At 72.4% G+C, this 18,362-nt stretch carries 15 protein-coding genes and 1 riboswitch; of the genes, 11 read left to right on the top strand and 4 right to left on the bottom strand.

Features of this window, described 5'->3' with window-relative positions:
• Positions 1–98 precede the first annotated feature (98 nt).
• Positions 99–1,163, top strand: coding sequence for an anthranilate phosphoribosyltransferase (gene trpD, locus ABR737_RS13720; RefSeq protein ID WP_350250457.1), 1,065 nt, complete (start codon positions 99–101; stop codon positions 1,161–1,163).
• Positions 1,164–1,254: 91 nt separating this feature from the next.
• A riboswitch (SAM riboswitch) is annotated at positions 1,255–1,372 on the top strand.
• A 182-nt stretch (positions 1,373–1,554) separates the two neighbouring features.
• Positions 1,555–2,934 (top strand): aminotransferase class V-fold PLP-dependent enzyme, encoded by a 1,380-nt coding sequence (locus ABR737_RS13715; RefSeq protein ID WP_350250456.1) that lies wholly within the window; start codon positions 1,555–1,557, stop codon positions 2,932–2,934.
• Between the two features lie 693 nt (positions 2,935–3,627).
• On the opposite strand, the gene ABR737_RS13710 is transcribed toward ABR737_RS13715, so the two are convergent.
• Positions 3,628–3,909 carry an Lrp/AsnC family transcriptional regulator gene (locus ABR737_RS13710; protein WP_086716532.1) on the bottom strand — a complete coding sequence of 94 codons (282 nt, stop codon included), beginning with the start codon at positions 3,907–3,909 and terminating at the stop codon, positions 3,628–3,630.
• Positions 3,906–4,586, bottom strand: a complete 681-nt coding sequence (locus ABR737_RS13705) for a rhomboid family intramembrane serine protease (RefSeq protein ID WP_350256779.1) — start codon at positions 4,584–4,586, stop codon at positions 3,906–3,908. The genes ABR737_RS13710 and ABR737_RS13705 overlap by 4 nt, the downstream gene beginning before the upstream one ends.
• Positions 4,587–4,879: 293 nt before the next feature.
• On the opposite strand from ABR737_RS13705, the gene ABR737_RS13700 reads away from it, so the two are divergent.
• From ABR737_RS13700 to ABR737_RS13680, 5 genes are all read left to right on the top strand, one after another.
• Positions 4,880–5,119, top strand: coding sequence for a hypothetical protein (locus ABR737_RS13700; protein WP_030086623.1), 240 nt, complete (start codon positions 4,880–4,882; stop codon positions 5,117–5,119).
• An 18-nt stretch (positions 5,120–5,137) separates the two neighbouring features.
• Entirely contained in the window at positions 5,138–6,511 is a 1,374-nt protein-coding gene (locus ABR737_RS13695) for an NYN domain-containing protein (protein ID WP_502964315.1), read from the top strand.
• A 305-nt stretch (positions 6,512–6,816) separates the two neighbouring features.
• Entirely contained in the window at positions 6,817–7,842 is a 1,026-nt protein-coding gene (locus ABR737_RS13690) for a C40 family peptidase (protein ID WP_350250455.1), read from the top strand.
• Positions 7,843–8,112: 270 nt separating this feature from the next.
• Positions 8,113–9,159 carry a C40 family peptidase gene (locus tag ABR737_RS13685; protein ID WP_350250454.1) on the top strand — a complete coding sequence of 349 codons (1,047 nt, stop codon included), beginning with the start codon at positions 8,113–8,115 and terminating at the stop codon, positions 9,157–9,159.
• A 51-nt stretch (positions 9,160–9,210) separates the two neighbouring features.
• Positions 9,211–10,596, top strand: coding sequence for a hypothetical protein (locus ABR737_RS13680; protein WP_350250453.1), 1,386 nt, complete (start codon positions 9,211–9,213; stop codon positions 10,594–10,596).
• Positions 10,597–10,610: 14 nt separating this feature from the next.
• Here the strand turns inward: ABR737_RS13680 and ABR737_RS13675 are convergent, their stop codons facing one another.
• Positions 10,611–11,939, bottom strand: coding sequence for a glycosyltransferase 87 family protein (locus ABR737_RS13675; protein WP_350256777.1), 1,329 nt, complete (start codon positions 11,937–11,939; stop codon positions 10,611–10,613).
• 233 nt (positions 11,940–12,172) lie between these two features.
• On the opposite strand from ABR737_RS13675, the gene ABR737_RS13670 reads away from it, so the two are divergent.
• Positions 12,173–13,315: a glycosyltransferase family 4 protein gene (locus ABR737_RS13670; protein ID WP_350250452.1), complete on the top strand. Its 1,143-nt coding sequence runs from the start codon at positions 12,173–12,175 to the stop codon at positions 13,313–13,315.
• Between the two features lie 166 nt (positions 13,316–13,481).
• On the opposite strand, the gene ABR737_RS13665 is transcribed toward ABR737_RS13670, so the two are convergent.
• Positions 13,482–15,278 (bottom strand): AMP-dependent synthetase/ligase, encoded by a 1,797-nt coding sequence (locus ABR737_RS13665; protein WP_350250451.1) that lies wholly within the window; start codon positions 15,276–15,278, stop codon positions 13,482–13,484.
• A 275-nt stretch (positions 15,279–15,553) separates the two neighbouring features.
• Between ABR737_RS13665 and ABR737_RS13660 the strand changes: the two genes are divergently transcribed.
• The 3 genes from ABR737_RS13660 (at position 15,554) to ABR737_RS13650 (ending at position 18,311) form a co-directional block, all read left to right on the top strand.
• Positions 15,554–16,330, top strand: coding sequence for a metallophosphoesterase family protein (locus ABR737_RS13660; protein ID WP_350250450.1), 777 nt, complete (start codon positions 15,554–15,556; stop codon positions 16,328–16,330).
• Positions 16,331–16,587: 257 nt separating this feature from the next.
• The gene (locus ABR737_RS13655) at positions 16,588–17,106 is read left to right on the top strand and encodes an SRPBCC family protein (protein WP_350250449.1); all 519 of its coding nucleotides are present in this window, start codon (positions 16,588–16,590) and stop codon (positions 17,104–17,106) included.
• A gap of 2 nt (positions 17,107–17,108) precedes the next feature.
• The gene (locus ABR737_RS13650) at positions 17,109–18,311 is read left to right on the top strand and encodes an ArsA family ATPase (protein ID WP_350250448.1); all 1,203 of its coding nucleotides are present in this window, start codon (positions 17,109–17,111) and stop codon (positions 18,309–18,311) included.
• Positions 18,312–18,362 lie beyond the last annotated feature (51 nt).

Here is an 18,362-nt window from a genome sequence, read left to right as displayed (position 1 = left end):
CAGAGGGCCCCGTCCGTTGATCGGACGGGGCCCTTCGGCCTGCTCGGCGGCTCGATAGGGTGAACGCACAAGCAGGAGACAAATCAGGAGTGTGGACCATGAACGTTGCGACCCCCCTCGGCGGCGACAGCGTGGCGGCCCACACCTGGCCGGGCATCCTCAACGGCCTGCTCGACGGCCGGGACCTCGCCGCGGAGGAAACCGCATGGGCGATGGACCGGATCATGCGGGGCGAGGCCGGCGACGCCCAGATCGCCGGCTTCGCGGTGGCGCTGCGGGCCAAGGGCGAGACCGTCGCCGAGATCTCCGGGCTCGTCCGGACCATGTACGCGCACGCCCGGCTGATCGAGGTGCCGGGACCGAGCGTGGACATTGTCGGCACCGGCGGCGACGGCGCCAATACCGTCAACATCTCCACGATGTCCTCGATCGTGGTGGCCGGCACCGGCGCCAAGGTCGTCAAGCACGGCAACCGCGCGGCGTCCTCGGCCAGCGGCGCATCCGACGTGCTGGAGAAGCTCGGCGTCAATCTCGACCTCACCCCGCAGCGGGTCACCGAGGTCGCCTGGGAGGCGGGCATCACCTTCTGTTCCGCGGTGAAGTTCCACCCCTCGCTGCGGCACGTCGCCAACGCCCGGGGCCAGCTCGGCATCCGCACCACGTTCAACGTGCTGGGCCCGCTGACCAACCCCGCGAAGGTCCGCGCCCAGGCGACCGGGGTCGCCGACGCCCGGATGGCGCCGATCCTGGCCGGGGTGCTCGCCGAGCGCGGCTCCTCGGCGCTGGTCTTCCGGGGCGACGACGGCCTGGACGAGCTGACCACCACCGCGACCTCCCGGGTCTGGATCGTCCGGGACGGCACGGTGCGCGAGGAGGCCTTCGACCCGCGCGACGTGGGCATCGACCTGGTGCCCGTGGAGGCGCTGCGCGGCGCCGACGCGTCGTACAACGCGGAGGTGGCCCGCCGGCTGCTGGACGGGGAGACCGGACCGGTGCGCGATGCGGTGCTGCTGAACTCCGCGGCGGCGCTGGTCGCGCTGGAGCCCTCCGACGCCCCGCTGGCCCAGCAGATCCGGGCCGGCATCGACAAGGCCGCCGCCGCGATCGACTCGGGCGCGGCCCGGCAGGCCCTGGAGCGCTGGGTGACCGCCAGCAACACCTGAGCGCCCGGTAACACAGCGTGTGACGCAAGCCCCGTTCCGCCATCCGGACCGGGGCTTGCGTGATGTTGCCCGTATGGCATGATTCTGCGCAGGTCACGAGTGACAGCGATGCAGGCCCCGGCCCGCTGTCCGGCAACCCTCCTTCCGTGGCGGGGTGCCCCGGGTGATGACCAGGCCGTAGGCAGCGAGGTCTGCGGCAAGCGCGGATCCCTCGCCAGGGATCCTGGTCCCCGAGGGAGAACTTCCGTGAATCAGCGAATGCGATAGGGCTCGACGGCCCCTTTTCCGCATCCCTTTTTCCTTTCCGCTGCGGCGCCCTGCCGTGCGCCCCGCGCACACCCGACGCGCTCCGCCCCGCAGCGAATTCACTTGCCTCTTACGGGAGTTCGCCATGTCTGTTTCCGCCGTTGCCGCCGACCGCTCCGTCTGTGCCCCGCTGCCCGTCCTCGGCCGGGACGTCCGCGTCCCGCTGGTGACCGGCGGCGAGGTCGACTACGCCGCGCTGGACTACGCCGCCAGCGCCCCCGCACTGCAGCGGGTCTGGGACGACGTGGCGGCCTACGCCCCGTACTACGGCAGCGTGCACCGCGGCGCCGGGTACCTCTCGCAGCTGTCCACCGACCTCTTCGAGAACAGCCGCCGGACCATCGCGGAGTTCCTGGGCTGCGGCGACGACCACCAGGTGGTCTTCACCCGCTCCACCACCGACTCGCTGAACCTCCTCGCGGCCGTACTCCCCGAGCACACCCGGGTCTTCGTCTTCGAGACCGAGCACCACGCCTCGCTGCTGCCCTGGGAGCAGCGCCCGGACGTCGCGGTGACCTACCTCAACGCGCCGCGCACCCCGCGGCAGGCGGTGGACACCCTGGAGAAGGCACTGGCCGAGCGCGATCCCTACGGCCCGGCGCTGGTCTGTGTAACCGGTGCGTCCAACGTGACCGGTGAGCTGTGGCCGGTGCGCGAGCTGGCGGCCGCCGCGCATGCCCACGGCGCGCGCATCGTGCTGGACGCGGCGCAGCTCGTCCCGCACCACCCCGTGGACATCGCCGAGCTGGACGTCGACTGGATCGCCTTCTCCGGCCACAAGCTGTACGCGCCGTTCGGCGCCGGTGTGCTGGCAGGCCGCGCGGACTGGCTGCAGAACGCCGCCCCGTACCTGGCCGGCGGCGGCGCCAGCCGCAAGGTCGCCCGGCGCACCGACGGCGGGGTGGACGTCGAGTGGCACACCACCGCCGCCCGGCACGAGGCCGGTTCGCCCAATGTCATCGGCGCCTACGCCATCGCCTCGGCCTGCCAGGCCCTGACCGAAGCCGGCTTCGAGGACCTGGCCACCCGCGAACAGGAGCTGATCGCCCGCCTCCGCGCCGGCCTGGCCGAGGTGCCCGAGGTCAACGTGCTCTCCCTCTTCGGCGAGGACGCGGCACGCGTCGGCGTCCTCTCCTTCATCGTCGAGGGCTGGAACAGCTCCCACTTCGCGGCCGCGCTCTCCGCCGAGTACGGCATCGGCGTCCGCGACGGCCTCTTCTGCGCCCACCCCCTCGTCCGCACCCTCCTGGGCAGCGAACCGCAGGACCCGGGAGAGTGCGGGGCGCCCGACGCGGCCCCCGGCGAGCGCTCCCTGAACGCCATCCGCGTGAGTTTCGGCGCCGGCACCCCCGACGAGCATGTCGACCGCTTCCTCCGCGCCGTCAAGGAACTGGTCACCAACGGCGCCCGCTGGAACTATCAGACGGAGGACGGCCGTTGCGTTCCCGCGCGCAGCGCGGTGTGAATCCCACGTTTTTGTCTTCCCCGCCGTTCCGCTGCGCTTTGCCGCTGGCCCACGTTTTCGGCCGTCCCGCCGTGGGGGTTTGCCGCCGTTGCGCCTGGCGGCGGGCCGGTCCGTTGCGCTTTGCGGCCGCCCCGGGTTCGGCTGTCCCGCCGTTGCGCCTGCGGCGGGCGGGTCCGCTGCGCGGGGCTGTCGGGGTGCGGTGACGGGCCTGCGCGGGTGGGTGTCCGGACTGCTTCGCTTTACGTCCGGACACCCACCCGCTCCGGCCCGTCCCCTCCCGTTGGGTGGGTGGGAAGAGGGCCGGTGGGGGGTGGCTGTGGCTGGTCCGGTGCGCGTTGTGGACGTAGGGGAATGCCCGTGGGCACAGGGGAATGGCCCTGGCACGGGGAAATGGCCCTGGCACGAGTAATGGACTGTGGCGCGGGCACCGGGAAATGTCTGTGATCGACGCCCGCCCCCACCCACCTTCACTTCCTCCACTCACGGGAGGGGACGGGCCGGAGGGGCAGGGGTGTGGGACGTAAAGCGAAGCAGTCCCACACCCCTGCCCCGGAGGTCCGTCACCGCACCCACAGCCCCGCGCAGCGGACCCCGCCCGCCGCAGGCGAAACGGCCGGCGCACTCGCGAAGCGGGCGCAAAACGGCGAACAACAACTACGTCGGGAAAGCCGAAAACGTGGGAAAAAATTTGGGCTACGCGTCGAGCCCAATCGCAAAGGCAGCCTCAAGGTCATGCTGCGAATACGTCCGGAACGCAATATGCGTCTCCGTGGAGGCGACGCCAGGAACCTTGCTGATGCGGCCGGGGATGACGTCCGCGAGGTCGTCGTGGGCGGCGACCCGCACCATGGCGATCAGGTCGTGGGCGCCCGTGACCGAGTAGACCTCGCTGACCCCTTCCAGCGCGGCGATCTTCTCGGCGATCTCCGGGATCTGGTCCACGTTGGTCTTGATGAGCACGATCGACGTGATCACGGCTGGCTCTCTCCCTCGGTCGCCCGGTCATCTCCCCTGGTGGCCCCCACACTATCCCTCCGGTAGCGGGCCCAGGCGTACAGGAAGCCGAGCGTGAAGCCGATGACATGGGCGAGGTAGGCGACGCCGGGGCCGCGGGGGTCGTCCTGCGCGGCCTGCCACTGCAGGAAGAACCAGAACAGCAGCACGATCCAGGCGGGGAAGCGCAGCGGCAGGAAGAAGAGGAACGGGAAGAGGCTGGTGACCCGGGCCGTGGGGAACAGGAAGAGGAAGGCGCCGAGGACACCGGAGATCGAGCCGGAGGCGCCCACCAGTGTCTGGCCCGAGGTGGCGTGGGCGGCCGCGTAGCCGAGCAGCGCCAGGTAGCCGATGATGAGGTAGAAGGCGGTGAACGGCAGCCTGCCCATACGTGCCTCGGTCATGGCGCCGAAGACGTACAGGAACAGCACGTTGCCGAGCAGGTGCAGCCAGCTGCCGTGCACGAATAACGCGGTGAGCGGGGTGACCAGCGCCCGTACCGAACCGCTCCACAGCTCCAGCGGGATCACGCCCCACCGCTCGAAATATGCGGTCTGGGCCTTGAGCAGGGCCTCGCCGGTGCCGTATATCCGGTTCAGGCCGGAGGCGGGGCCGAGCACGAAGACCGCGCAGCACAGGCCGGTCAGCACATTCGTCATCCGCGAGAACACCGCGGCGAGCGACCGGGTGGGGTGCGGAGGGCGGGGGAGGAGACCGGACGAGCGGGGTGAACGGGGTGAAGGGGCCGGCGCCGTCATGAGGTGATCATGACCCAATGCGGGCAATCGGGACAGAGTGCCTCGCCGCGTCCCGGCACCTGGGCGGGCCCGCACCGGCCCCCCATCAGGCCGTAGGGTTACAGGCAGTACTTTGCGTACTTCCGCGATCCGACGGCGCACCGCGTGAACCGCGCAGCAGCACGACACCGATGAGCACGAAAGAGGACGACACGATGGCTGTTCCCCTGCCGACGGACGGGACCCGGTGGCGCTGCACGCTGTGCGGCAACCTCACGCGGTTCGATGTGACGCGCCGTTCCAAGGTCGTGGAGTACGTCCACCTGGACCTGGCCGGGGCGCCGACGGTGGAGGAGCGCGAGGTCCTCAGTGAGAGCATCGAGTCCGTGCGCTGCCGCTGGTGCAACGCGGTCGACCAGATCGAGCTGGTCGACCGTCCGGGCGCGAACGCCTGAGATCGGAGCGATGCAGCCGTGGTGGACCGTCCAGAAGGGGAGTCGGGGGACCGGCGTGCGGACGCACCCGAGGGTGCGGCCGACGACGTGCTCGACCGTCCGCTGCCCGAGGGCGTACGGCGCCGGGTCGTGGCGCTCACCGCGGAGTCGTTCGGCGCGCTGACGCTCGCCGAACTCCCGCCCCCGCTGCGGCAGTACGCCCGGTTCACCCCGACTCGTCGGGCCAAATTCGCCGGAAATGCGATGGCTGCGGCGCTGGAGAGCGACGCGGTCTTCCGGCAGCGGATCGCGGGGAAGCTGCGTGAGGCGCAGTCGGAGCTCGCCGAGGCGCTGGAGCACGGCACCCCGCCCGCGGCCGCGGATCCGCTCGATGTCGCGGCGGCCGCCTATGTGCTGCGCCCCGAAGGCTGGGTCAAGCTCGTCGCGGCGGCCGGTGAGGAGGCGCAGCGGGCGCGCGCCGAGCGGGCCGGCGAGGAGGCCGAACGCGAGCTGGCCAGGCTGCGCGAGGAGCTGGCGCAGGCGCGCGGCGAGGCCCGTACGGAGGCCGACCGGATCCGGGTGGACCTGGACGCGGCCCGCAAGGAGAGCGAGTCGCTGCGCCGCAAGCTGCGCAGCGCGCTGAGCGACGTCAAGCGCGGTGAGGCCGCGGTGCGCAAGGCCGAGGCCGCCATGGCGGACGTACGGGACCGGGCGGCCACGGAGAAGACCGCGGCGGACAGCGAGGTGCGCCGGCTCAAGGCCCGGATCACCGAGGCGGAGACGGCGTTGGAGACCAGCCGGCGCTCCGCCCGCGAGGGCCGCAGCGTCGAGGACATGCGGCTGCGGCTGCTGCTGGACACGGTCCTGGACGCGGCGCAGGGGCTGCGCCGCGAACTCGCGCTGCCGCCCGCCAGCGTCCATCCGGCGGACACCGTCGAGGCGGTCGCGCCGGGACGGATGACCCCGAAGGACATCGCGACGCGGGCGCTGTCGGAGATGGACCCGGCGCTGCTCGACCAGCTTCTGGCGCTGCCGCAGGCGCATTTGGTGGTGGATGGCTACAACGTCACCAAAACCGGCTATCCGACCATGCCGCTCGACAAGCAGCGGCTGCGGCTGCTGGGCGGCCTCGCGGTGCTGGCGGCGCAGACCGGTGCGGAGATGACCTGTGTCTTCGACGGTGCGGAGCTCGCGGCGCCGGTGCTGCTCGCCCCGCCGCGCGGCGTCCGGGTCCTGTTCAGCAAACCGGGCGTAACGGCCGATGAGTTGATTCGTCAGCTGGTTCGGGCCGAACCGCCCGGCCGTCCGGTCGTCGTGGTCTCCACGGACCGGGAAGTGGCCGACGGGGTGGCGAAGGCCGGGGCGCGGCCGGTGGCATCGGCACTGCTCCTCAAACGACTTGCCCGGACCTGACGCACTGCCCGTCGTCCGGCCGCCGAAACACCGTAAGCGCCGGCAATCCGTCTCTGAGCGTCAAGTGGCGCTCACTGCCTGTGCGATGTTGGTAAAAGATGGGGCTGGTGGCGCAGAATTTTTCCCTGAGGATTTGAAGCGATCACAGCTCGGTTACTAAGGTCAGCCCCGAACCTTCATGAATCTGATCATCCAACCGGGATGAACCGTGAAGGTACCGCCGAGTCCGCGGCGTTCACGCGGAGCCGGGGTCTCACCCCCCCCACTTCCCGGTAGGCGGCTGGAGGAAGAAGGAGCTCGCCCCCGTGGCGTCCCACCGTCGACCCAAGCAGCCGAGCCGTACTCGCGTGACCGTGCTCACCGCCACCGCCGCGGCGGCCGTCGCCCTTTCGTCCCAGGCCGCCCAGGCCGACCCGCACCAGTCGAAGAAGGACGTCAAGTCCGAGGTCGACAAGCTGTACAACGAGGCCGAGCAGGCCACCGAGAAGTACGACGGGGTCAAGGAGCAGCAGGACAAGCTCCAGAAGGAGGTCGACGACCTCCAGGACAAGGTCGCCCGCGGGCAGGGTGAGCTGAACCAGATGCGCAAGGGCCTCGGTGCCGTTGCCTCCGGTCAGTACCGCAGCGGCAGCATCGACCCCTCGGTCCAGCTGTTCCTCTCCGGCGACCCGGACACCTACCTCGAAAAGGCCGCCACGCTCGACCAGTTGAGCGGCAAGCAGGCCGACCAGCTCAAGACCGTCGCGGACAAGCAGCGCCGGCTCGCCCAGGAGCGCGCGGAGGCCTCGGCCAAGATCAAGGACCTCTCCGAGACCCGTAAGGCGCTCGGTGACAAGAAGGACGAGATCAAGGGCAAGCTGGCCGAGGCGCAGCAGCTGCTCAACAAGATGACGGCCAAGGAGCGGGCGGCCATGCAGGCCGAGCAGAACCGCGCCAACCGCAGCAACTCGCGGGTCAACCTCGGTGATGACGTGCCGGCCTCGCAGCGCGGTGCGGCCGCCCTGGCCGCCGCTCAGTCCAAGATAGGTTCGCCGTACGTCTGGGGCGCCACCGGCCCGTCCTCCTTCGACTGCTCGGGTCTGACCTCCTGGGCCTACCAGCAGGCCGGCCAGTCGCTGCCGCGTACCTCGCAGGCACAGGCCAACGCCGGTACCCGGATCGCCTCGCAGAGCGCCCTCAAGCCCGGCGATCTGGTGCTCTTCTACAGCGACCTGCACCACATCGGTCTCTACGCGGGCAACGGCCAGGTGCTGCACGCACCGAAGCCCGGCGCCTCCGTGCGCTACGAGCCCATGAGCAACATGGAGTTCGCGTTCGGCGTGCGGGTCTGAAAAGCCTCACAACCTGCTCAACCTGCCGCCCGAACGGGCGAATTGCGGCTTCGGCCACTGACTTGCCGCCCCGCCGGTGACCTGCACAGTCACCGGCGGGGCGGCTTTTTGCGGGTGAAATGGTGGCTTTGGCCGGATCGCACCGGCGCCGTACTGTCTGCCCTCGCAGCTTCCGGTTTCACCGACCGCCCTCCCGGGGCGGCAGGGGCTTCCCCCGAGCTCTCGGCTGCGCTCACGCAGGGGGTACCCCATCGGAAGGAGTCGGCTCTCGTGGCGTCCCACCGCCGTACCTCGCAGCAAGGCCGGACCGCCCTCGCCGGAGTCACCGTGGTGTCGGCCGCCCTGGCGACCGCGGCCGGCGCGCTGTCGGCACCGCAGGCCGTGGCCGACCCCGTCGGCCGCACCGCCGCCGACCGCGATGCGGCGGCCTCGCGGGTCGACCACCTCTACGAACAGGCGGAGCGGGCCACCGAGAAGTTCAACGGTGCGGACGCCCGGACCAAGAAGCTGCGCGGCCAGGTGGCGGCCCTCCAGGACCGCACCGCCCGCGCCCAGGAGCGGGTCAACCGGATGCGCGGCCGGCTGGGCGCGCTGGCGGCCGCCCAGTACCGGGCCGGCGGGATGGACCCCACGGTCAGGCTGATGCTCTCCGAACGGCCCGAGACCTACCTGGAGAAGGCCTCCGCCCTCGACCGGCTGGGCGCCGGACAGGCCCGTGAGCTGCGCGGGCTGCGGGCCGCACAGCGCTCCCTGGAGCAGCAGCGCAGGGAGACCGTACGGAAGCTGGCGGAGCTGGAGGCCGGACGCAAGGAGGTCGCGCGCCACAAGAAGGACGTCCAGCACAAGCTGGCCACGGCGCGGCGGCTGCTGAACGCGCTCCCCAGGGACGCCAGGGAGGCCTACGCCCGGGCCTCCCGGAGCGACGGCCGCCACGAGGCGGCCCCGGACCTGCGGGGGGCCGCACCGGCCTCCGGGCGGGCCGCCGCGGCCGTCGCCGCGGTGCGCGCCGCGGTCGGCCGGCCCTACGCATGGGGAGGCAACGGCCCCTCGTCCTTCGACTGCTCCGGACTCACCCAATGGGCCTACGGGCGGGCCGGCGTCTCCCTCCCGCGTACCTCGCAGGCGCAGCGCGGCGCCGGCCGGCAGGTGCCCCTCAGCCAGGCGCAGCCCGGTGACCTGGTCATCTACCGCTCCGACGGCAGCCACGTCGGGATGTACGTCGGCAACGGCCAAGTGGTCCACGCGCCCTATCCCGGCGCACGGGTGCGCTACGACCCCGTCGGGATGATGCCGATCTCCTCCCTCACCAGGCCCTGAGGCGGAGCGCAGCGTTTTTGCCCCGGCCGGGCCGGATCTACGATCGTCCGCATGTCACACCAGTGGGCGGGACGACGGCTGTCGCGGGCCGGGGCAGCGGGCTGCGCCGCCCTGCTCCTCGCGCTGCTCGCCCCGCTGACCGGCTGTGCGCCCACGAACTCCACCCCGGCCCGCTACCCGGACGTCCAGCGGATGCTCGACACCCGTGCGCGGGCCGTCCAGCGGCGGGACGCGGCGGGCTTCCTGGCCACCGTCGACCCGCGGGCCACCGGCTACCGGGACCGCCAGCGCACGATGTTCGACCATCTGGCAGGCGTGCCGCTGGCCGACTGGCACTACGAGCTCGACGCGACCGGCGCCTTCCCGCTGGCGGCCGGCGAAACCGGTACGCAGCTGGCCGCGAAGGTGCAGCTGCGCTACCGCTTCAAGGGCTACGACACCTCGCCGGTGCACGCCGCCCAGTACCTCACCCTGACCCGGCGGGACGGCCGCTGGCTGGTCTCCTCCGACACCGACGGCGCGGCGGCGGGCAAGAGCGGCACCCGCCAGCTGTGGGACCAGGGCCCGGTGCGGCTGGTCCGCGGCCGGCACAGCCTGGTCCTGGGCGACGCCGCGCACCTGGCGCGGCTGAAGGATCTGGCCCACCGGGTGGACCGGGCGGTGCCCGCGGTGTCGGCCGCCTGGAAGGGGAAGTGGTCGCAGAAGGTCGTGGTGGAGGCGCCTGATTCGGTCGAGCGGATGGCGCAGCTGATGGGCAGCGACGATGCGTCCGGCTATGCGGGGATCGCGGCGGTCACCACGGGGGAGGCGGGCGTCTCGGCGCCTGCGCCCGCGGACCGCGTGATCATCAACCCCGAGGCCTACGAAGAACTCAACGACCTGGGCCGCACGGTGGTCCTCACCCACGAGACCACCCATGTCGCCACCCGCACGGCCACCACGGCGGCGACCCCGCTGTGGCTCTCGGAGGGCTTCGCCGACTGGGTCGCCTACCGGGACAGCCACCGCAAGCCCGCCACCACCGCCCCCGAACTCACCCGCGCCCTCGCCCGGGGCAAGGTCCCCGCCCACCTGCCGACCGACGCGGACTTCGGGTTCAAGGCCGGTGCCGACCGGCTGGCCAAGGCCTACGAGGGCAGCTGGCTGGCCTGCCGGATGATCGCCGGCAAGTGGGGCGAGGCCAAGCTGATCGCCTTCTACCGGGCGGCGGGCAAGAGCGCGCTGCGTGTCTCGTCGGGGAACGCGGGGGCGCCGATGGAGGCGGCCACGGCCCTCGCCGCGGACTCCCGCGCGGCCGCCCGGGCCGCCGGGCCAGGACACCGGCCGCCGGCCCACGCCGACCGGACGGACCGCGCCCTGCGCTCCCAACTGGGCATCGGCCTCGCGGAGTTCACCCGGCAGTGGCGGGCCTATGTGACGGCACAGCTGCGGCGGTGAGGGGCCCGCCGGGCTCAGTGTCCCGGTGCGGGCGATCCGTCCGCCGGTGTCTGCGCGGCGGAGCCGGTGAGCCGCGGGGGAGCGGCAGCGGTCTCGCCCTCGCCGGCCGGCCGGCGAGCGCGCACCACGCCGGGCAGTCCCGTACGCCCGGGCCCGCCGCCCCGCGTCGAGACCCACAGCCGGCGGCAGGCGAGCAGCGACGCGGCGACCAGCAGGCCGTTGCGCACGGCCAGCAGCACCACGGCCGGAAGATCGCTCGCCACGATGTGCCCGAACCAGACGGGGAACTCCAGCTGGGTGATCCCGGCGGCCAGCAGGACCAGCACGGCCGGCAGCGTCTGCCGGCCGGCCCGGACCGTCACGCACACCGCGGCGAGCCCCACCAGCCAGAGCATGTACTGCGGGCTGATGACGCGGCTGGTGGTCGTGAACAGCAGGGTGGCGGTGAAGGCGGCGTCGATCGGTGTCGTGGGGCCCGGCTCCCCGGCGCGCAGCCGCCACAGGAACAGCCAGCCCACGGCGGCGAGGCTCAGGGTGAGCGCCAGGGTGCTGACCAGCGGGACGCCCGGGCCGAGGAATTCCAGCGAGCCGTAGTGCAGCAGCACCTGCCCGTCCCACCCGTACTGCCGGGCGATGTGGAAGACCAGCGCGCCGAGCGATTCGACCTCCGTCCCGCGATCGCGCTGGAAGGTGAGGAAGGCCAGCGCGCCCGGTGCGGCGGCCACGAAGAACAGGGTCAGCGCGGCCGCGGTGCCGGCCGCGCTCCACCACAGCGCGCGGGCCCGGCGTCCGCGCACCGCCGCCCCCGTCAGCAGCAGCACGGGCCAGACCTTCAGCAGCGCACCGAAGGCGACCAGTGCGCCCGCCACCCGTGGCCGGCGGGCGGCCGCGAACAGCGCGGCGGCGGCGACGGCGGCCACCATCAGGTCGTAGCGGGCGTAGGCGGTCGGGCCCAGCAGCGCCACGCCGGCGATCCACACCCAGGCCCCCGCCGGGCGATGGCCGGGCCGCCGGCCGGCCCGTAGGAAGAGCGCCAGCGCCGCCGCGTCCGTGACCAGGATCAGGGTGTAGAACGCGGGGGCGTAGTCGAGGAACGGCAGCAGGCCCGGGGAGAGGATCGCGAGCGCGGCGGCCGGCGGGTACTGCCAGGTCACATCGGCCAGCGGGAAGGTGCCGGTCTTCAGGACCTCGGACCAGTTCTGATAGATCACCGAGACATCGGTGGTGACATCAGGTCCGGGCAGCACCAGCACCCTCAGGACGCACAGCAGAATCACGGCCCGGGTCACGGCCCACGCCGCGACCGGGAGCCACACCCCGCGCGCTCTGCTGATGCTGCTCATCGTCACCTCATCGCTCCTCGGCCGTGGCCCTCCGGCGCCGCCCTCGGCACCGCGGACCCGGTGCCCTGTGCACGCGGACCGCCCGTGCCCTCTGCATGATGCCGGTAGCGGCCGGTCACGACCGTAGACGAGAACGGGCGTGGCGGGGCGGGCCGCCCCCGGCCGGGCGCCGACCGGTACTGTCGGGCGGAACCGCCGAGACCGACCGCCGAGACCACCGCCGAGAGACCATCGTGCACAAGACCCTGATCGTCACGAACGACTTCCCGCCCCGGCCCGGCGGCATCCAGGCCTTCCTGCACAGCATGGCGCTGCGCCTGGACCCCTCCCAGGTCGTCGTCTACGCCTCGACCTGGAAGCGCAGCGCGGAAGGTCTCGCGGCCACCGCCGCCTTCGACGCCGAGCAGCCGTTCCCGGTGGTACGCGACCGTACGACGATGCTGCTGCCCACCCCGCGAGTGACCCGCCGGGCCACCGGGCTGCTGCGCGAACACGGCTGCTCCTCGGTGTGGTTCGGCGCGGCGGCGCCGCTCGGACTGATGGCGCAGGCGCTCCGCTCGGCCGGTGCCCGCCGCATCGTGGCCACCACGCACGGCCATGAGGCGGGCTGGGCGCAGCTGCCGGCCGCCCGGCAGCTGCTGCGCCGGATCGGCGAGGGCACCGACACACTCACCTACCTCGGCGAGTACACCCGCTCGCGGATCGCCGGTGCGCTCACCCCGCACGCCGCGCGGCGGATGGTCCAACTGCCGCCCGGCGTGGACGAGAAGACCTTCCACCCCGGCTCGGGGGGCGACGCCGTGCGGGCCGCGCTCGGGCTCACCGGCCGCCCTGTGGTGGTCTGCGTCTCGCGGCTCGTCCCGCGCAAGGGCCAGGACACCCTGATCGAGGCGATGCCGGCCATCGTCTCCGCGGTGCCCGATGCCGTGCTGCTGATCGTCGGCGGCGGCCCGTACGAGAAGGAGCTGCACGCGCTGGCGCAGGAGAAGGGCGTCGGGGACGCGGTGCGCTGCACCGGCGCGGTCCCCTGGGAGGAGCTGCCGGCCCACTTCGGCGCCGGCGACGTCTTCGCGATGCCCTGCCGCACCCGCCGCGGCGGGCTGGACGTCGAAGGCCTCGGCATCGTCTACCTGGAGGCCTCCGCCACCGGACTCCCCGTGGTGGCGGGCGACTCGGGCGGCGCCCCCGACGCGGTCCTGGACGGCGAGACGGGCTGGGTCGTCCCCGGCGGCTCCCCGGCCCCCGCCGCGGACCGCATCATCACCCTGCTCCGGGACCCGGACCTGCGCCGCACCATGGGCGCACGCGGCCGCGCCTGGGTGGAGGAGAAGTGGCGCTGGGACCTGCTGGCGGAACGGCTGAAGGAACTGCTCTAGGGGACGCCCGACGACATCCGCCCAGGCCGCCCAGGCCGCCGCCCCGTGCGGCGCGGGCGGGCGGACGGCGTCCCGGACAACGACAATCCGCCGCCGTGGCGGGCAGCCACGACGGCGGATCACAGCGGTAAGGGACCACTCCCGGCCCGCCCGGGGGACCCCCTGGCTAGGCGCGGTAGATCGCCTCGATGTCCTCCGCGAAGTCCTTCGCCACCACGTTCCGCTTGAGCTTCAGCGACGGCGTGACATGGCCCGACTCCTCGGTGAACTGGGTCGGCAGGATACGGAACTTGCGCACCGACTCGGCCTTGGAGACGGCCGCGTTGCCGTCGTCCACGGCGCGCTGCACGGCGGCCAGCAGCTCCGGGTCCCCGGCGATCTGAGATGGTGTCACATCGGCGGGGTGGCCGTGCTCCTCGGCCCAGCGCGGCAGGAACTCCTCGTCGAGGGTGATCAGCGCGCCGATGAACGGCCGGCCGTCGCCGACGACCATGCACTCGGCGATCAGCGCGTGCGACCGGATACGGTCCTCGATCACGGCGGGGGCGACGTTCTTGCCGCCCGCGGTGACCAGTATTTCCTTCTTGCGGCCGGTGATGGCGAGGTAGCCGTCCTCGTCGAGGGTGCCGATGTCGCCGGTGTGAAACCAGCCGTCGGACAGCGCCTCCTTGGTGGCCGACGGGTTGTTCCAGTACTCGGTGAACAGGTGCTCGCCGTGCAGCAGCACCTCGCCGTCGTCGGCGATCCGCACGACCGAACCGGGCAGCGGCTGGCCCACGGTGCCGATCTTCTGCCGGTCCCAGGGGTTGAAGGCGGTGGCCGCACAGGACTCCGTCAGGCCGTAGCCCTCCAGGACGGTGAAGCCGATCCCGCGGTAGAAGTGGCCGAGACGCTCACCGAGCGGGGCGCCGCCGGAGATGGCGTGGGTGGCGCGGCCGCCGAGGACGGCGCGCAGCTTGCCGTAGACCAGCCGGTCGAAGGCCTTGTACTTGAGCTTCAGGCCGAACGACGGGCCGCCCGGGGTGTCCAGCGCGCGGCTGTAGGCGATCGCGACGTCCGCCGCCTTGTCGAAGATGCTGCCCTTGCCGTCGGCCTGCGCCTTGGCCCGCGCCGAGTTGTAGACCTTCTCGAAGACCCGCGGCACGCCCAGGACCAGCTTCGGCCGGAAGGAGGCGAGGTCGTCGGTGAGGTTCTTGATGTCGGGGGCGTGGCCCAGCTTGATGGGCGCCATCACCGCGGCGACCTGCACCAGCCGGCCGAAGACGTGCGCGATGGGGAGGAAGAGGAGCACCGAGGACTCGCCGGTGCGGAACAGCGGCCGCAGCCGCTCGACGATGTTGCCGCACTCGGCGAAGAAGCTGCGGTGGCTGAGCACACAGCCCTTGGGGCGGCCGGTGGTGCCGGAGGTGTAGACGATGGTGGCCGGCGAGTCAGCGTCGGCGAGCGCGCTGCGCGCGTCCACCTCCTCGTCCGTGACGCCGGCGCCCGCGGCCCGCAGCCGCGCGATGGCGTCCCGCTCGATCTGCCAGATGTTCTCCAGCTCCGGCAGCCGGTCGCGGACCGATTCGACGGTCGCCTCGTGGGTGGGGGACTCCACCAGGCAGGCCACCGCGCCGGAGTCGCCGAGGATCCACTGGATCTGTTCGGCCGAACTGGTCTCGTACACGGGGACGGTGACGGCGCCCGCGCTCCAGATGGCGAAGTCCAGCAGCGTCCACTCGTAGCGGGTGCGCGACATCAGGCCGACCCGGTCACCGGGCCGGACGCCCGAAGCGATCAGACCTTTGGCGGCGGCGCGCACCTCCGCGAGGAAGGTGGCGGCGGTGACGTCCTGCCACCCGCCGTTCACCTTGCGTCCCATGACGGCAACATCCGGGTGCTGCGCGGCATTTCGGCGGATGAGATCCGTCAGATTGCCGTCCGCGGGGACCTCGTACAGGGCCGGAAGGCTGAACTCGCGCAAGACTGCTGCTCCTCAAAAGCGCCGGCGCCACGACGCTGTGTGTACACCGACGGCGGTCCATGGTGATGCAAGGGGGATTGGACTGCCCGGACGTTACCCATGGGTATTGCTTGGGGGATAGAGGGGATGGCCAGATGTTCGATGCGTCACACGCTGGGGACATGTCAGGGGGTACTTTTCCCGCGCAGACTAGACCAGCGGGTCGGTGACCCGAAAGTAACCCGAGGTGCCGTCCCCCCTCCCGCGCGCCCGCCCGCGCGATCTAGGGTGACGCCATGCGTGTGCATGTGGTCAGTGACGTACACGGCAACAGCCGGGACCTCGCGGCGGCCGGAACCGGTGCCGATGCCCTGCTCTGCCTCGGCGACCTGGTTCTCTTCCTCGACTACGCCGACCATTCGCGCGGCATCTTCCCCGACCTCTTCGGCACCGACAACGCCGACGCACTGGTCGAACTGCGCACCGCCCGCCGCTTCGAGGAGGCCCGCGCCCTGGGCCGCCGGCTGTGGGGCGAGCTCGACGCCACGGGCGCGAGCCGGGAGTCGGTCATCGAGGGCGCGGTCCGCAGGCAGTACGCCGAACTCTTCGCGGCCTTCCCCACCCCCACGTACGCCACCTACGGCAACGTCGACATCCCGCGTCTGTGGCCCGAGTACGCAGGAGAGGGCGTCACCGTCCTGGACGGCCAGCGGGTGGAGATCGGCGGCCGGGTCTTCGGCTTCGTCGGCGGCGGTCTGAGCACGCCGATGCGCACCCCGTACGAGATCAGCGACGAGGAGTTCGCCGCGAAGGTCGAGGCGGTCGGCGAGGTGGACGTGCTGTGCAGCCACATCCCGCCCGAGGTCCCCGAGCTCTGCTATGACACCGTCGCCCGCCGTTTCGAGCGCGGCAGCACCGCCCTGCTGCACGCCATCCGCACCACCCGGCCGCGCTACGCCCTCTTCGGCCACGTGCACCAGCCGCTGGCCCGCCGGGTCCGCGTCGGGGCCACGGAATGCATCAATGTCGGCCATTTCAATGCGACCGGGACGCCCTACGTCATGGAGTGGTGAGACCGGCGGCCCCGGGGCGTGAACCCGGTGGTGGGCGTCCTGGCGGCGCCCCGCCCCGTCGTGCCGGGCCTGCTGGTGTCCGCCCGCAGGTTCCCGCGCGGTAGCCTCAGAGCCGGTAGCAGCACAGACACCGCGCAATGGGGTCTCCCCGGCTCATGGAGGTGCTCCCGCTCGAGCGAAGCCGAGAGCGGGGGAGGACCCGAGAGCTCGGGGAAGGTCGGCGGACCGGCATGAATCGGCATGGAGGAGTCACGGCGATGGCCGAACACACCAGCTCGAGCATCACGATCGAGGCGGCACCCGCCGAAGTGATGGGAGTGATCGCCGACTTTGACCGCTATCCGGAATGGACCGGCGAGGTCAAGGAGGCGGAGGTCCTGGACAAGGACGACCAGGGTCGCGCCGCGCAGGTGCGCCTGCTGCTGGACGCCGGAGCGATCAAGGACGACCACACCCTCGCCTACACCTGGACCGGTGCGAACGAGGTCAGCTGGTCCCTGGTCAAGTCGCAGATGCTGCGTGCCCTCGACGGTTCCTACCGCCTGGCCGCGCTGGGCAACGGCGCGCGCACCGAGGTGACCTACCAGCTCACCGTCGACGTCAAGATCCCCATGCTCGGGATGATCAAGCGCAAGGCGGAGAAGGTCATCATCGACCGTGCGCTGGCCGGGCTGAAGAAGCGCGTCGAGAGCGGTCCGGCCGAGCACGCCGCCGGGTCCGACCACGCCGCCGGGTCCGCCGCGACCGGGTCCGCCGACGAGGCCAAGAAGCTCTGAGCGTGCGCATCGTCCTCGTCACGGGCCCCGGCGGCGCGGGCCGCACCACGCTCGCCGCCGCGACCGCCCTGGCCGGTGCCCGCCGGGGCGCGCGGGCGCTGTTGCTCACCACCGGGAGCAGCGCCCCGGAGGCGGTGCTGGGCACCCCCCTCGGCGCCGGTGCCCCCACCCCGATAGCACCGGGCCTGCACGCCCTGCGGATCGACCCCGGCGCCCGCTTCCGCCAGGAATTCCTCGCCTTCCAGGAGCGGGCCGGCGCGGCCCTGGACCTGCTCGGCGCCAGCCCCCTCGACGAGGACGAACTCACCGAACTCCCCGGCTCCGAGGACTTCGCGCTGCTGCACGCGCTGCGCGCCGAACACGCCTCGGGCGACTGGGACATGGTCGTCGTCGACATGCCCTCGGCCGCCGAAACGATCCGGCTGCTCGCCCTGCCGGCCCAGGTGCGCCGCTATCTGCGCCGCCTGCTGCCGCCCGAACGCCAGACGGCCCGCGCACTGCGTCCGGTGCTCGCCCAGCTCGCCGGTGTTCCGATGCCGGCCCAGAAGCTCTACGACGCCGCCGGGCGCTGGGAGAGCGAACTCGCCGCCGTCCAGCGGACGATCGACGACCCCGGCACGTCCGTACGCCTGGTCACCGACGCCGGACCGGTCGCCGCCGCCAACCTGCGCACCATCCGCGCGGGCCTGGCGCTGCACGGCCGGCGCACCGACGGTGTGGTCGTCAACCGGCTGCTGCCCACCGGCTCGGCGGACCCGTTCCTCGCCGCGCTCTCCGGCAGCCAGCAGACGGCCCTCAAGGCGCTGCGCGAGGAGTTCCCCGACATCCCGGTCCACGAGGTGGCGCACCTGGGCCGCGACCCGCAGGGCGTCGACGAGCTGGACGGGCTGATCGACGGACCCGCCGCCGGCATCGGCGCGGAGGAACCCGGCGACGGGCCCCGCCCGGACCCCTGGACCGTCGAGGACCGGCTGGCCACCGACGGCATCCTCGTCTGGCGGGTGCCGCTGCCCGGCGCCGAACGCAACGGCCTCGGCCTGGTGCGCCGCGGCGACGAGATCGTGGTCAGCGTCGGCCGCTTCCGGCGGATCCGTACGCTCCCCTCCGCGCTGCGCCGCTGCACCGTCTCCGGCGCCGGACTGCGCGACGGCTCCCTGGAGATCCGCTTCACCCCGGATCCGGATCTGTGGCCCAAGAGCGACTGAACGCGCTACCACCGTTCGGGTACCGTCGAGGGTGGGCCATGCCCCGGGGTG

The sequence above is a fragment of the Streptomyces sp. Edi2 genome, assembly GCF_040253635.1.
Lineage (GTDB): Bacteria > Actinomycetota > Actinomycetes > Streptomycetales > Streptomycetaceae > Streptomyces.
This window is presented reverse-complemented; position numbering and strand designations above follow the sequence as displayed.